This is a genomic window from Bacillus sp. V33-4, from assembly GCF_002860225.1.
Classification (GTDB): Bacteria; Bacillota; Bacilli; order Bacillales; family Cytobacillaceae; genus Bacillus_BJ; species Bacillus_BJ canaveralius.
Window position 1 is genome coordinate 20,946 of the sequence record NZ_PGVC01000056.1, and the last position, 14,679, is coordinate 35,624.

Consider the following 14,679-nt stretch of genomic DNA (forward strand, 5'->3'; position numbering starts at 1 on the left):
TTTTCTTCACCTACTTGATGATCTCCAATTCTTTGGCAACTTCTTCGATTGCCTTGTAATTGGCGCTTTCTGTTTTAATAAATCGATCGGTAAAGAACAGATCAAGAATCTCTTTCTGCTCTTCATCCATTGAAAGAAGAGCATTTGTTATTTTTTCTTTCGTACCTTTACCAAATTGATCGTCTACATCGTTAACCGTCCAATTATAATCATAATAAGCGGGAGTCGTATAAAAAACGTCAACTTTGCTCGTATCAACCTTGTTTTCCTTAACTGCACTTGTCCACACTGCTTCATTTAAAGCTCCAGCCTGGAAGGACCCAGATTCGACCAGTTTGTATGTTTTGTCATGCGAACCGGAAAAGTTCGGTTCTCCGTCGAAATCGGTGTTCGGGTCGATTCCCGCTTCCATTAAATAATAGCGCGGCATTAAGTGCCCTGAAGTGGAACTCTCACTGCCAAATGTAAAGCTTAAAGACTTTAAGTCTTCGAGGCTTTGTAGATTCAAACCTTTTTGGGCAATAAACACTGAGTGAAACTGCTCGTCGATCGGGCGTTGGGCAATTGCTTCAGATTCGGGAACAAGGCTGCGGGCCTGGACACCAGTAAGGCCGCCGAACCAGGCAAGGTGGATTTCTCCGCGTTCAAATGCCGTCACGAGGGCGGCGTAGTCGACCGAAGGGACGTATTTTACTTTCAATCCTGTTTCGTCATGTAAATATTTCGCCGTTTCTTCCATGCTCCGATTCAAATCAGCGGCACTCTGGTCAGGAATTGCCCCAATCTTGAATACGTCCTCCGTCGTTTGCTCTGAGCCGTTGCTTGAACAAGCCGCCAATAAAAAAGTCGATAACAGTAACACTATCCATTTTCTCAATCAACTCACCTCAAAATTAATGAAAAATTATTTTATAAAAGATTGTTACTACTTTCCGGGATTGTACTGTGACTTTTTTCACATTAGTTCTGTTTTAACAGCAAAATTGAAACCCCTCCTTGTGAAACAGGAGGGGAATGATTGGTTGTAAGCTAAGCTTTGCTGACCTGCTGGGACCATTCTTCGACATCCCAAACCTTTGTCACCCAATCCTCATAAAAATCGGGCTCATGGCAAACTAAAACAACTGTGCCTTTATAGGCTTGCAGAGCGCGTTTTAATTCTGCTTTCGCCGTAATATCCAGGTGGTTGGTTGGCTCGTCAAACAATAGCCAATTGCTTTCGTGCATGAGCAGCTTACATAACCTTACTTTCGCCTGTTCGCCACCGCTCAGCTGATTTAGAGGGCGGGAAATATGCTCGTTTTTCAAACCGCAGCGGGCGAGAGCCGCCCGGACCTGATGCTGGTCCAACCCAGGAAATTCAGTCCAGACATCATCGATTGGGGTCAAGTTTTCGGCTTTCACTTCCTGCTCAAAATAAGAGGGAAACAGAAAGTCTCCCTGCTCAATTTTGCCGCTCAATGGTTCAATTTTTCCGAGCATCGTTTTTAAAAGCGTCGACTTGCCGACACCATTGCAGCCGACAATCGCAATTTTATCACCGCGTTCAATTGTCATCGACATTTTGGGAAGCAGGGGATGGCTGTAGCCAATTTCAAAATCGGTCCCTTCAAATACATATCTGCTGCTGCCGCGCGCTTCTTTAAATTCGAATGTCGGTTTAACTGCCGTTTCGGGGCGGTCAATTCGTTCGAGACGGTCAAGTTGTTTTTGGCGGCTTTTCGCGCGCCCTGTTGTCGAATAGCGCGCTTTATTTTTTGAGATAAAATCCTCTTGTTTCTTAATGAAATCCTGCTGCTTTTCGTAAGCATTGAGATGCTGGTTTTTGTTGATTTCAGCCAGCTCAAGAAATTTTTCATAGGTCGCCGTATATCGGCTTAGTTTCGAGAATTCGAGATGAAAAATAACGTTGGAAACTTGATTCATGAACTCGGTATCATGGGAGATTAACAAGAAAGCGTGTGGGTATTCCTTTAAATAACCGGTGAGCCAGCGGATATGCTCAACATCCAAATAGTTGGTCGGTTCATCAAGCAATAGGACCTTCGGCTGCTCAAGCAATAGCTTTGCAAGCAACACCTTTGTTCGCTGCCCACCGCTCAGTGCCGAAACATCGCGGTCGATTCCGATAGCATCGAGGCCAAGCCCGCGCGCCGCTTCTTCAATTTTTATTTCCAATGAATAAAACCCGCCAGCATCAAGCTCATCCTGGATTTCACCCATTTTTTCAAGCAGAATTTCCAGCTCTTCCGGTGAAGCATCTGCCATTTTTGCGGTGACTTCGTTTAATTCCTGTTCTTTTTGAAAGAGCGGAAGAAAGGCATCACGCAGTACTTCACGGATCGTACGGCCCGGAGTCAGTATCGTATGCTGGTCCAAATATCCGTATTGGACGCCGGGAGTCCATTCTACCTTTCCTGAATCGTGAATCAATTGCGCTGTGATTATATTCATTAAAGTGGATTTGCCAACACCGTTCGCTCCCACTAAACCTACATGATCCTCTGCCAATAATCGAAAGGAGACATCCTTAAACAAGGTCCGGTCTCCGAATGTATGACTCAATTTATCTACAGTCAATAAGCTCATTTCTTCGTCTAGCCTCACTTTTTAAAAAAATCATTCAATGTCAATCATACTAAACAATCAGTGAGAACACTAGACCTTTGCCTCAGATTGAAAAATTATACAGTTTAGCTGTCGTTTTGGACGCTTCTTCCTGGATAAAACCGCAGATCTTCATTCAATGGATTTGCTTTTGCCGACACAAAGTCCGGTTCAAGTTTATAAATCGCTGTCTTGCTGCCTAAAGATGAACGATATTTTACAACATGAGCCTCGGCAAGCGGCTGGTCATAATAGTTGGGGACATATTTTTGAAGCATGCACTGCATGACGGCCGTAGCTGCGGCTGGACCGGTTACCTTTGACAATTTCCCCTGTATAACCACACTAAAATAAGCTGTGTCCGTTTTGGCTGGTACAGGATCCACCATTGTTCCATATTCTTCACAGACGTTGAAACAGGCAAGCGGGTTGTTGTTTATAATCGTAATTTTCCTGCCCTCAGAAGCCCCATGAAAATAAATAGCTTGTTCATGCCAGATAAAGTTAAGTGGAATGACATATGGAGTTTGGCCATCACTTAATCCCAAGTAGCCAATTCGGCTCTTCAATAAAAATTCATTGCTTTTTCCTTCGTCTTGCACCGCTAGTTTTTGCTGTCTCATATGATTCATTTTCTCGCTTCCCTTCAAGCTTTATTATGATAGTATGATTTTAATAGGTTATTGACCCCTTTAAAAGTGTCAGATTTGAATAATATAAAAAGGTCAGATTAGGGGGAAGAGAAATGGACTTTATTGTTTTTCTGAACAAGAATTTAAAACAGCCCCTTTATTTCCAGCTTTATTCTTATATAAAAAAGGAGATCGAAGCGGGCAGTCTTGTTGCGGGAGTAAAAATGCCCCCGATTCGCCAATTGGCAATCCATTTACGCGTCAGTAAAACGACGATTGAAACGGCTTACCAACAGCTGGTTGCTGAAGGGTATTTGGAAAGCAGGGCGAAAAGCGGGATCTGGGTTTCCCCGCAAGAAGAAATAGGGCTGGCCACACAGAGTATTAAACACGAAGACGATTTTTCAGTCGTGAATGAAGCAACCGTACGATATAACTTTGAGTATGGTGATATCGCAGTTGAAAGCTTTCCGATAAAGAAGTGGAAGAGGTCGATTAATGAGGCCTTGTCAACGGGCAGAGCTGATCTTCTTTTATATGGTGAGAGACAGGGGAGCCTTGCTTTAAGAGAGGAACTGGCGAAATATTTGAACCAATCGCGGGGAATTTCATGCAGCCCGGGGCAAATCGTGATTACGGCGGGTACACAGCCTGCAATCAGTACACTTTGCCAGCTTTTGTCCCTGTCAGGACAAAGAGTTGCGTTTGAAAATCCCGGCTATGATGGGGTTAGAACTGTATTTGCAAACCTTGGCTGCAGCCTTTCACCTGTGACACTCGAAGAAGATGGCATCAATATCGGTGAACTCGAAAATACTGGCGCGAATCTTGTTTACGTGACACCGGCCCATCAGTTTCCACTCGGAATGGTGTTATCAATTCAAAAGCGAAAAAAACTGCTGCAGTGGGCCGAATCAGGGGAGCGGTTTATAATTGAAGACGATTATGACAGCGAATTCCGTTATTCAAGCCAACCGATCCCGCCATTAAAAGCAATGGATTATGATGATAAAGTCATCTATTTAGGAACTTTTTCAAAAGCATTTATGCCCGGGGCAAGGCTTAGCTATATCATTCTGCCGCAGCAACTTTCATCCCTGTTTAAAACAAAGCTCGCCAATTACAACCAGTCTTCTCCGCCGCTGATCCAAAACGGCCTCGAGCTTTTTATGAAGCAAGGCGATTTTGAACGGCATATCCGGAAAATGAGGAAAGTATACCAGCAGAAACACAGAATGCTGACAGCCTCAATTAATTTATACATGGGTAATCGAATCGAAATGATCGGACAAAAAGCGGGCTTACATCTTCTGATAAATGTCGATAATCGTGACTTTATGGATTTAAAGGAACGGGGACTGCAACAAGAAGTACTAATTCACTCGCCTGAAAAGTTTTGGATTAATCGCGGCGATTGTCCGAAGTCCCTCGTCATGCTTGGGTTTGGCGGATTAACAGAGATGGAAATCAGGGAAGGAATTGAGCGTTTGGGCAAGGCCTGGTTTTAAATCGATGAGGACATTGATTTGAATGAATTTCATAAACTCCTTTACTGTACATAAAGAGAACGCGTATTCACGCTCAGAAGATATACCCCTCGAGTTATTTACCCTTTCTCAAACAAAAGAAATTTCCTCTGGCCCTTATCAAAAGAAGCTTGCATATGGCTGTCAATAGAAGTTTTGAATTGGCTTGAAAAAAGAATAAAATAACCCTTTCTAACTGTCCTTATTAAATGTACAATGTTAGTAAATATGTTAAATTAATAGTGGATAAGCCTTTTATATCAACTTTTAAATCTATGTTAATGTACGTATGGAAAAGACAGTTGTTTGTTTTGAATTGACAAAACTCAGGTGGGAGGATTTTAAATGTCAAGCAGTGTATTAAATCATTTTTTAAGAAAAAATCTTGAGGACTTAAAGGAAAAGGGACTATACAATATCATCGATCCGCTTGAAAGCCCGAACGGTCCATTGATTAAGATTGCTGGTAAAGAGCTCGTCAACCTTTCTTCAAACAATTACCTCGGCCTTGCTACGGACCAAAGATTAAAGGATGCGGCATTTAAAGCAGTCGAGCAATTTGGCGTGGGGGCCGGGGCGGTCCGAACGATCAATGGAACACTGAAATTGCATGTCGAACTTGAAGAAAAGCTCGCGCAATTCAAGCATACAGAAGCAGCGATTGCCTATCAATCCGGCTTCAATTGTAACATGGCAGCAATATCAGCGGTTATGGACAAAAATGATGCGATTTTGTCAGATGAGCTAAACCATGCCTCGATTATTGACGGATGCCGTTTATCACGGGCAAAAATTATCCGCTACCGTCATTCCGATATGGAAGACTTGCGTTTAAGGGCGAAAGATGCAATCGAATCAGGCCAGTACAATAAAGTGATGGTGATTACGGACGGAGTTTTTTCAATGGACGGGGATATCGCAAAGCTTCCGGAAATTGTTGAAATCGCCGCAGAATTTGATCTGATTACCTATGTTGACGATGCACATGGCTCAGGAGTGCTTGGTGAAGGGGCAGGGACCGTCAAGCATTTCGGCCTCTCCGAGAAAATTGATTTTCAAATTGGCACGCTCTCAAAAGCGATTGGAGTGGTGGGCGGCTATGTCACAGGCAAAAAAGAGTTAATCGATTGGTTAAAGGTCCGGAGCCGCCCATTCCTGTTCTCAACGTCATTAACACCTGCGGATGTGGCAGCGTCAATCAGGTCAATTGAAATATTAATGGAAAGCACTGAATTAAATAAACGCCTATGGGATAATGCCAATTATCTAAAAACCGGCTTGAAAGAACTTGGTTTTGATATTGGCGCTAGTGAAACACCGATTACTCCATGCATCATTGGCGATGAAGTGAAAACCCAGTTGTTTAGCAAAAGATTGAATGATGAAGGAGTGTACGCAAAAGCGATTGTCTTCCCAACGGTTCCAAAAGGAACAGGCAGAGTCCGCAATATGCCATCAGCTGCCCACACAAAAGAAATGCTCGATCAAGCTCTGTCAATCTATGAAAAGATCGGTAAAGAAATGGGAATGATTTAGCGCTGATTCGGCAATCGACACGAGACCAGATAGAGTTGGGGGACACGATATGAAAAATATTTTAATTACCGGAGCTTTAGGCCAAATCGGTTCTGAATTGGCGGTAAAGCTTCGAAGTATATACGGAGCAGATCATGTTGTCACCACTGACATCCGCAAGACAGACTGCGAGGCAGCCGAAAGCGGCCCTTTTGAAATATTGGATGTGACAAACGGAAATGCACTGCTTGCAACAGCAAAAAAATACCGTGCAGATACGATCATTCACATGGCGGCGGTGTTGTCAGCTACTGCTGAAGCAAATCCGGTCTTTGCCTGGAATTTGAATATGGGCGGTTTAATGAATGCCCTTGAAACTGCCAGGGATTTAAATTGTAAATTCTTTACACCTAGTTCAATTGGCGCTTTTGGGCCGACAACACCAAAAGATAACACGCCGCAAGACACGCTGCAACGTCCAACTACGATGTATGGTGTCAATAAAGTAGCAGGTGAATTGCTGGCTGACTATTATTTTTATAAATTTGGTGTTGATACTAGAGGGCTTCGTTTTCCAGGCCTTATTTCGTATGTCACCCCTCCGGGTGGAGGCACAACGGATTATGCGGTCGAAATTTATTACGAAGCGGTCAAGCACAAACGCTACACCTGTTATATTGCTCAAGGCACTTATATGGACATGATGTATATGCCCGATGCACTGAACGCGATTATTGAATTGATGGAAGCTGATCCAGCCCGTCTTAAACACCGCAATTCCTTTAATGTGACAGCGATGAGCTTTGAGCCGGAGGAGATTGCGGCGGAGATCCGCAAAGCTATCCCTGAGTTTAAGCTTCATTACCAGGTTGATCCTGATCGCCAGAGGATTGCGGACAGCTGGCCAAATTCAATCGATGCAACAGCAGCTACAGAAGAGTGGGGCTTTACAACAGAATTTGACCTGGCAAAAATGACAGAGGATATGCTGCAGCAATTAGCTGTAAAGCAATCATAGCTTAGCCAACCCGCCCTATTTTGGACGCGTTGTTTTAATGGCGCGCCCTGCAGGGGTGCACCGTAAAAAAGGTGAAATCAGAATCGATTTCACCTTTTTACGTAGATCATCTTGTCTTGTTTTTCAATTACGCGTCCAATGATCACAGCATCAGTGAGGCCATTTTCTTGCAGCGATTTAACATAGGCTTTGGCTTCGTCTGCTCCGAGCGAAACAAGCAGGCCACCAGAAGTAATCGCATCACAAAGGACAAGCTGTTCCTCCAACGAAATATCCGCATATTCGGCATTGTCACTGAGCCATTCATGGTTAGACTTTGAACCGCCGGGAACGACTCCTTGTTCGGCGAGCTCAAACGTACCGTCAAGGACAGGAACATCAGATAGAGTAATTTCGAAGCTGACGCCGCTACCCCCGGCCATTTCGCTGCCGTGGCCGAGCAGGCCAAATCCGGTTACATCGGTAACAGCATGAGGCTGGAACGGTTTTAGCAGCGATGCGGCAGTGCGGTTAAGCATCGCCATTGTTTCAGTTACCTTCCGTTCTTGTTCCGCGGTAACTTTTCCTCTTTTAATGCCTGTAGTTAAAATTCCGGCACCGATTGGTTTTGTTAGCACGAGAACATCGCCAGGCCTCGCCCCGACATTTTTCCAGGTTTGCTCCGGATGGACAATACCGGTAACGGAAAGTCCAAATTTAGGCTCCTGGTCATCAATGGAGTGGCCTCCGACCGTAACGGCTCCGGCTTCCTTCACTTTATCTCCGGCACCTCTAAGGATTTCCGCAAGCATATCTGCCCCTAGCTTTTTCACCGGATATCCGACAATGTTAAGTACCGTTTTCGGTTCACCGCCCATTGCATATACGTCACTTAACGCATTAGCAGCAGCGATTGCACCAAACATATACGGATCATCGACGATCGGTGTAAAGTAGTCTAATGTTTGAATTAAAGCAATTGAATCGGTCAGGCGGTAAACTCCTGCATCATCAGAGGTTTCATGCCCGACAAGCAATTCTGGAACTGGTTCTTGCTGTGGTAAAAGACGCAAAACTTGCGCCAGGTCCTCAGGACCAATTTTACAGCCTCAACCAGCTTTTGTTGATAATGATGTAAGACGAATTTTTTCATGCTCGTTCAACTGTCCCACCTCCAATATTCAGTATACCTTTTAATTGTGATCACCGCATATTATAAAACTCATCAATTGCGGAAAAATAACGTTTGTACTAAAATGTCACTAATAACGCGAATTCATTCGCGAATACCACACTTCATGAGGAGGATTTATCATGAATAAATATCAGTTAACCGTTGAATTTTGCATGCAGTGAAACTATGCACCTAAAGCCGCGGGTCTCGCGGAAGAACTATTTACCCATTTCCGTGCAAACATCGGGAAGCTTGAATTGATCCCGAGTTCCGGGGGAGCATTTGAAGTAACAGTCAATGGCAATAAAGTCTACTCCAAGCTCGAAACTGGAGTATTCCCAAAAGCGAATGAAATCATTGAAAAAATGGAGGCATAACGCCTTAACCCCCATCTATTGTGGATGGGGGTTTTGAAATGGATTGATATAAATTTCGGTGGCATAATTCATGAATATATAATATACGATAATTTTATTATGTAAACTAAATAGAGATATATCAATAGAGAATGCCTCTTCTGCTCGTATATGAGGCATTCTTTGTAGAGGGATTATACGGAAAATTTCTTGATTATGGCAGGGTCACAAATCTATTCTGGCCTGACCCAGCCTTATTTTTTGATAAAAAAATTTCGACTATGCCTTGAGCAAATGTTGCATGGACATGCTTATGAATAACTGAAAAAGGAAAAGTGACCTTACGCTGGCGCAGCTGGGGAGTGGCAGAAGTGCTATCAACCGCTGAGATGATAATCGATTTATCTTCAAGAAAGACGGTAATTTGCGAGGAAGGAAACTCACCCAACAGTGCTTCAATAATGATCTCTTGCTCTGTTTCAAACATATCAATTCTGAACGCCGTCTCATCCAAATAATTGGTGAGCGGATCCAGAAAATATTGTTCGAGCCATTTTTCAAGTGACCGTAAATCAAGCGGTTGTTCTTTGCTTTCGTCATTCATGATGATGACCCTCCTTGCTACTATATTATATTCGCTTACATTCTGATATGTGCTGGACATATCGAAATGGTATAATTAACGCGCAAAATGATTTGGAGGGGTTTTCAAAATGAACCAGTTATTGCGTTTAATTCCCCCTGTTCATGAATACCAAAATGACAGCCGCTTTAAGCTGTTGATGGAAGAGCATGGGTTAGATTTTTCAACTATGTCCACTTACGTAAAAAAAACCGTTGACTCAATCAGGAAGCAATTATTACAGGAAGCATGGAAAGGTGCAGCTCCTGGTACATCAGCGTTCTTAGATGATTTTTTCAAGCTGCTAACTGAAGAGCTTGCAGTGCAGACAGGTTATACAATCAAGCGTGTCATTAATGCGACAGGAACGATTTTACATACTAATTTAGGCAGGGCAAGGCTCAGCGAAGATGCAGTCCGGCATGCACTTGAAGCTGCCCGCTATTATTCCAATCTCGAATACAAATTGCCTGAAGGGGAGCGCGGTTCCCGGCATGCCCATGCAGAATCGCTCATAAAACAAATTACCGGCGCAGAGGCAGCAATGATCGTCAACAATAATGCTGCAGCCGTTTTTTTGATCCTGCGTGCCCTGGCATCTGGAAAAGAGGTCGTTGTTTCACGCGGTCAGCTCGTCGAAATCGGCGGCTCATTTAGAGTGTCGTCCATTATGGAAGAGAGCGGGGCCAAGCTCGTTGAAGTAGGAACGACGAATAAGACACATTTAAGCGATTATGAAAAAGCGATTAATGAAAATACAGCCATGCTATTAAAAGTGCATACAAGCAATTTTAAGGTCATTGGTTTTACCGAAATGGTTGATAGTAATGATCTGGCAGCCCTTGCAAATAAGCAACCGGGAATTATTTTCTATGAAGATTTAGGAAGCGGAGCATTGTATGATTTCCGTAAACATGGGATTGGTGAAGAACCTGTTGTCGGCGAAGTGCTAAAGATGGGAGCAGACATTGTCTCATTCAGCGGCGACAAGCTGCTTGGCGGTCCGCAGGCAGGAATCATTGCCGGAAAAAAAACGATCATTGACAGTTTAAAAAAGCATCAGCTCGCTAGGGTGTTGAGGATTGACAAAATGACACTGGCAGCCCTTGAAGCGACCCTGATCGCTTATTTAAAAGGGGAACAGGGAATGAAAAAAATCCCTGCGATCAGGGACTTGCTCACCTCAAAGGAAGAATTAATGGAACGTGCCGAGCACTTTCTTGCAAAGCTTGGAAAAACCGCTACTTTTTCGGCGAAAGCAGTGGACGGAGTGAGCCAGGTAGGCGGGGGAACAATGCCGGATGTTTTATTACCGTCATTTCCTATAGTGCTGAAGTTTAGAGACATTCAGGCTGAGCAGGCTGCCCGGAAGCTCAGAATGGATTATACACCTGCTATCGTTACAAGAATTCACAAGGATGAAGTCTACATAGACTTAAGAACGGTGGCTGTCGAGGAAGAAGATTTTATTATAGAAGCTTTACATTCGCTTAAATAAAAAAGGGTGTGGATAGAGCTTTTTCGTTTTTGTGATTTGTCTTAGCTCAGGCGGGGTCTGCCTTTTACACTTACATATATTAGTGTGCGTGATGCTGTTGTCTCGAATGGTTTTCGTTTAACTTTATGTGATCCGCTGAGCAGAGCCGGCTGAGAGTTTTGATCTCCTTTTAGACCGTTTATGTGCATATGTTTGCTTTAAGTTTTTGTTCATACAATCCTTCCTACTGTTAGGATGGAAATATTGCCTCCGATTTATACTGAATAAATTCATAGTGATTGCACAATTTAACGTTACAGATTTTTAAAACAGGAGTGACATTCATGCCTTACCATAAAGATAAACAACAAGCTTTTCAAGCAGCACAGCAGGGAATGGAAAATGCGATGGAGCTTTATTTGGATATTGTCAGGGACAGCGCAAGCTACGGGCATCAATTAAAGCATTTAAAAAATGAAGTGAATGAGGCATACCAGCAAATTGAAAATGCCTTGGAAGTGGCATCAGAGCATCAGCGCATCCAGCTGGAAAAATACCAGCAGGATTTAGAGGAAATGATCAAAGGGGTAGAGGTCGGCGAATAGCCGTGCTGATGAACCCCTTCACATATTTCAGCCCGATACTGTCATGTACCGGGCTTTTATTGTGTTTATATGCGCAAAAAAACTTTCCTGCAATAATAAAGAAAAAGAAACGACTAGAAAATTATTTTATGGTTGTTGCTATGTTCAAGTTTTTTATCAATAACACTTTAAAAATCGTATAAATCATAAGAAAAACTTATCATAAACAATAACTTTCTTGTTATTTACTTATACAGGAGGTTGTATTAACATTAAAATTGTGAGAAAAGAGTGGATGGGAGAAAAAATTCAAACTTTTCGACAATTAATATCATTTGTTATATGATGTTTACGAAAGAGAGGGATACTATATATGGCAAAGAATGATGTTTTTAATGCCCGTAAATTTTTTGAATTGGGCGGGAAGCGCTATCATTATTATCAATTAACTGCTCTTGAAAAAGCCGGAATAGGCAAAGTTACCAAGCTGCCATATTCGATTAAAGTACTGCTTGAATCAGTACTTCGCCAATTGGATGGTCGTGTTATTACGAAAGAACATGTTGAAAACCTAGCTAAATGGGGAACAAGTGAAGTTAAGGAAATAGATGTTCCTTTTAAACCTTCACGCGTAATTCTACAAGATTTCACAGGGGTGCCAGCAGTGGTTGACCTCGCTTCGTTGCGTAAAGCGATGGCAGATATGGGTGGAGACCCGGATAAAATCAACCCGGAAAAGCCGGTTGACCTTGTTATTGACCATTCTGTGCAGGTCGATAAATATGGAACTCCGGATGCCCTTCAGGTTAATATGGAATTGGAATTTGAACGGAATGCAGAAAGATACCAATTTTTGAGCTGGGCGCAAAAAGCATTTGATAACTACCGTGCTGTTCCTCCGGCGACCGGAATTGTCCACCAGGTAAACCTGGAATTTCTTGCAAACGTTGTCCATGCAGTTGAAACGCCTGATGGAGATTTTGAAGCGTTCCCGGACACTCTTGTTGGGACAGACTCGCATACGACGATGATCAACGGGATTGGTGTTCTCGGTTGGGGCGTTGGCGGGATAGAAGCAGAAGCAGGCATGCTTGGCCAGCCATCCTACTTCCCGGTTCCGGAAGTGGTTGGTGTGAAATTAGTAGGTGAAATGCCTAATGGTACAACAGCTACCGACCTGGCATTAAAAGTAACCCAAGTTCTCCGCAGCCAAGGGGTTGTAGGCAAGTTTGTAGAATTCTTCGGTCCTGGTGTTACATCACTTCCTTTAGCTGACCGGGCGACGATTGCAAACATGGCTCCGGAATACGGAGCAACTTGCGGATTCTTCCCGGTTGATTCCGAGTCTCTTGATTATATGCGTTTAACCGGACGCTCTGAAGAACAAATCAAAATTGTCGAAACATACAGCAAGGAAAATGGACTGTTTTTTGATCCATCTCTAGAACCAGTATATACAAATGTAGTTCAAATTAATCTTTCTGAAATTGAAGCGAACCTTTCAGGTCCAAAACGCCCGCAGGATTTAATTCCGCTGTCAATGATGAAGCAATCCTTTAACGAAGCATTGAGCGCACCGCAGGGAAACCAGGGATTTGGGCTAGAGCCAACGGAAATCAATAAAGAAATTACCGTTGATTTTCACAATGGTGATTCCACGAAAATGAAAACCGGCGCTGTTGCTATTGCAGCCATCACAAGCTGTACGAACACTTCAAATCCGTATGTGCTTGTCGGTGCTGGTTTAGTGGCGAAAAAAGCTGTTGAGCTTGGTATGGAAGTTCCGAAGTTCGTCAAAACTTCGTTAGCACCTGGCTCGAAAGTTGTTACAGGTTATTTGCGCGATTCAGGGTTGCTTCCTTACCTGGAACAGCTTGGCTTTAACCTCGTTGGTTATGGCTGTACAACCTGTATCGGAAACTCGGGCCCGTTACGTGAGGAAATTGAAAAAGCTATCGCTGAAAACGATCTTCTTGTTGGTTCGGTCCTTTCCGGCAACCGAAACTTCGAGGGAAGGATCCACCCGCTTGTGAAAGCTAATTACCTGGCATCCCCACCGCTTGTAGTGGCATATGCATTAGCGGGAACCGTCGATATTGATCTCCAAACAGAATCACTCGGCAAGGATCAAAAAGGCAACGATGTATTCTTCAAAGACATTTGGCCGTCAACAGCCGAAGTGAACGAAGTTGTAAAGCGCACTGTTACGCCTGATTTGTTCCGTAAAGAATACGAGCATGTTTTTGACGATAATGCCCGCTGGAACGAAATTCAAACGAGCAACGAACCATTATATTCTTTTGATGACACATCAACTTATATCCAAAACCCGCCGTTCTTTGAGGGCTTAACTCCTGATGCCGGTCATGTGGAGCCTTTAACAGGATTGCGTATTGTTGGCAAATTCGGTGATTCAGTGACGACTGACCATATTTCACCAGCCGGTGCAATCGGTAAAGATACTCCAGCTGGAAAATACCTTCGTGAAAAAGGAGTAGAACCACGTGATTTTAACTCCTATGGTTCACGCCGTGGTAACCATGAAGTGATGATGCGCGGAACATTCGCAAATATCCGAATTCGCAACCAGGTAGCACCTGGTACAGAAGGCGGCTTCACAACATACTGGCCAACTGGCGAAGTGACATCCATTTACGATGCCTGTATGAAATATAAAGAAGATGGAACAGGGCTTGTAGTTCTTGCCGGAAAAGACTATGGAATGGGTTCTTCCCGTGACTGGGCTGCGAAAGGAACAAACTTGCTAGGCATCAAGACAGTTATTGCAGAAAGCTATGAGCGTATTCACCGCTCAAACCTTGTATTGATGGGTGTACTTCCACTTCAGTTCAAGCAAGGAGAGAGCGCAGAAGTTCTTGGCTTAACCGGTAAAGAAATAATCAATGTGCAAATTGATGAAAATGTAAGGCCTCGTGACTTTGTGACAGTAACAGCTACAGATGAAGACGGCAACAAGAAAACATTTGAAGTGCTTGTTCGCTTTGACTCTGAAGTTGAAATTGATTACTATCGTCACGGCGGTATCCTGCCAATGGTACTGCGTGATAAATTGAAAAACTAGGTAAAATCAACAGGCACCATGCAATCATTGCATGGTGTTCTTTCATTTATGCGTGCCCAGCAAGCCGTTAATTGCTAGTTGGTGAAAGTCCAACCCGAGTAAGTGTC

Annotated in this window: 12 protein-coding genes; 7 read left to right on the forward strand and 5 right to left on the reverse strand. The window is 43.5% G+C overall.

Annotated elements, in window-relative coordinates:
- Positions 1 to 10: 10 nt before the first annotated feature.
- From CVD23_RS18560 to CVD23_RS18570, 3 genes are all read right to left on the reverse strand, one after another.
- Complete coding sequence (locus tag CVD23_RS18560; RefSeq protein ID WP_101666809.1) at positions 11 to 877, reverse strand: putative selenate ABC transporter substrate-binding protein; 867 nt, start codon at positions 875 to 877, stop codon at positions 11 to 13.
- Between the two features lie 152 nt (positions 878 to 1,029).
- Positions 1,030 to 2,589, reverse strand: a complete 1,560-nt coding sequence (locus CVD23_RS18565) for an ABC-F family ATP-binding cassette domain-containing protein (RefSeq protein WP_101666810.1) — start codon at positions 2,587 to 2,589, stop codon at positions 1,030 to 1,032.
- A gap of 104 nt (positions 2,590 to 2,693) precedes the next feature.
- Entirely contained in the window at positions 2,694 to 3,239 is a 546-nt protein-coding gene (locus tag CVD23_RS18570; RefSeq protein ID WP_101666811.1) for a pyridoxamine 5'-phosphate oxidase family protein, read from the reverse strand.
- Positions 3,240 to 3,352: 113 nt separating this feature from the next.
- Here CVD23_RS18570 and pdxR point away from each other — a divergent pair, with 113 nt between their 5' ends.
- From pdxR to CVD23_RS18585, 3 genes are all read left to right on the forward strand, one after another.
- Positions 3,353 to 4,747: a MocR-like pyridoxine biosynthesis transcription factor PdxR gene (gene pdxR, locus CVD23_RS18575; RefSeq protein ID WP_101577559.1), complete on the forward strand. Its 1,395-nt coding sequence runs from the start codon at positions 3,353 to 3,355 to the stop codon at positions 4,745 to 4,747.
- A 363-nt stretch (positions 4,748 to 5,110) separates the two neighbouring features.
- Positions 5,111 to 6,301 carry a glycine C-acetyltransferase gene (locus CVD23_RS18580; protein WP_101666812.1) on the forward strand — a complete coding sequence of 397 codons (1,191 nt, stop codon included), beginning with the start codon at positions 5,111 to 5,113 and terminating at the stop codon, positions 6,299 to 6,301.
- A gap of 49 nt (positions 6,302 to 6,350) precedes the next feature.
- On the forward strand, positions 6,351 to 7,298 hold the full coding sequence (locus CVD23_RS18585) for an L-threonine 3-dehydrogenase (RefSeq protein WP_101666813.1): 948 nt from the start codon (positions 6,351 to 6,353) through the stop codon (positions 7,296 to 7,298).
- A gap of 89 nt (positions 7,299 to 7,387) precedes the next feature.
- On the opposite strand, the gene selD is transcribed toward CVD23_RS18585, so the two are convergent.
- A complete protein-coding gene (selD, locus tag CVD23_RS18590) occupies positions 7,388 to 8,440 on the reverse strand; it encodes a selenide, water dikinase SelD (RefSeq protein ID WP_101666814.1) in 1,053 nt (350 codons plus the stop codon).
- Between the two features lie 151 nt (positions 8,441 to 8,591).
- Here selD and CVD23_RS22095 point away from each other — a divergent pair, with 151 nt between their 5' ends.
- Positions 8,592 to 8,828, forward strand: coding sequence for an Rdx family protein (locus CVD23_RS22095; RefSeq protein ID WP_342751453.1), 237 nt, complete (start codon positions 8,592 to 8,594; stop codon positions 8,826 to 8,828).
- A 193-nt stretch (positions 8,829 to 9,021) separates the two neighbouring features.
- On the opposite strand, the gene CVD23_RS18600 is transcribed toward CVD23_RS22095, so the two are convergent.
- On the reverse strand, positions 9,022 to 9,411 hold the full coding sequence (locus CVD23_RS18600) for an Hsp20/alpha crystallin family protein (RefSeq protein ID WP_101577554.1): 390 nt from the start codon (positions 9,409 to 9,411) through the stop codon (positions 9,022 to 9,024).
- Positions 9,412 to 9,520: 109 nt separating this feature from the next.
- Between CVD23_RS18600 and selA the strand changes: the two genes are divergently transcribed.
- The 3 genes from selA to acnA all read left to right on the forward strand — a co-directional run bounded on the left by selA (position 9,521) and on the right by acnA (position 14,572).
- A complete protein-coding gene (gene selA, locus CVD23_RS18605; RefSeq protein WP_101666815.1) occupies positions 9,521 to 10,927 on the forward strand; it encodes an L-seryl-tRNA(Sec) selenium transferase in 1,407 nt (468 codons plus the stop codon).
- Between the two features lie 323 nt (positions 10,928 to 11,250).
- On the forward strand, positions 11,251 to 11,511 hold the full coding sequence (locus CVD23_RS18615; RefSeq protein WP_101577552.1) for a hypothetical protein: 261 nt from the start codon (positions 11,251 to 11,253) through the stop codon (positions 11,509 to 11,511).
- A gap of 352 nt (positions 11,512 to 11,863) precedes the next feature.
- A complete protein-coding gene (gene acnA, locus CVD23_RS18620) occupies positions 11,864 to 14,572 on the forward strand; it encodes an aconitate hydratase AcnA (RefSeq protein WP_101577551.1) in 2,709 nt (902 codons plus the stop codon).
- Positions 14,573 to 14,679 lie beyond the last annotated feature (107 nt).

What these genes read in the sequence shown, in the direction of transcription:
- CVD23_RS18565 (WP_101666810.1), bottom strand. Translation starts at nt 2,589, where the DNA reads ATGAGCTTATTGACTGTAGATAAATTGAGTCATACATTCGGAGACCGG.
- CVD23_RS18570 (WP_101666811.1), bottom strand. Translation starts at nt 3,239, where the DNA reads ATGAATCATATGAGACAGCAAAAACTAGCGGTGCAAGACGAAGGAAAA.
- pdxR (WP_101577559.1), top strand. Translation starts at nt 3,353, where the DNA reads ATGGACTTTATTGTTTTTCTGAACAAGAATTTAAAACAGCCCCTTTAT.
- CVD23_RS18580 (WP_101666812.1), top strand. Translation starts at nt 5,111, where the DNA reads ATGTCAAGCAGTGTATTAAATCATTTTTTAAGAAAAAATCTTGAGGAC.
- CVD23_RS18585 (WP_101666813.1), top strand. Translation starts at nt 6,351, where the DNA reads ATGAAAAATATTTTAATTACCGGAGCTTTAGGCCAAATCGGTTCTGAA.
- CVD23_RS18600 (WP_101577554.1), bottom strand. Translation starts at nt 9,411, where the DNA reads ATGAATGACGAAAGCAAAGAACAACCGCTTGATTTACGGTCACTTGAA.
- selA (WP_101666815.1), top strand. Translation starts at nt 9,521, where the DNA reads ATGAACCAGTTATTGCGTTTAATTCCCCCTGTTCATGAATACCAAAAT.
- CVD23_RS18615 (WP_101577552.1), top strand. Translation starts at nt 11,251, where the DNA reads ATGCCTTACCATAAAGATAAACAACAAGCTTTTCAAGCAGCACAGCAG.
- acnA (WP_101577551.1), top strand. Translation starts at nt 11,864, where the DNA reads ATGGCAAAGAATGATGTTTTTAATGCCCGTAAATTTTTTGAATTGGGC.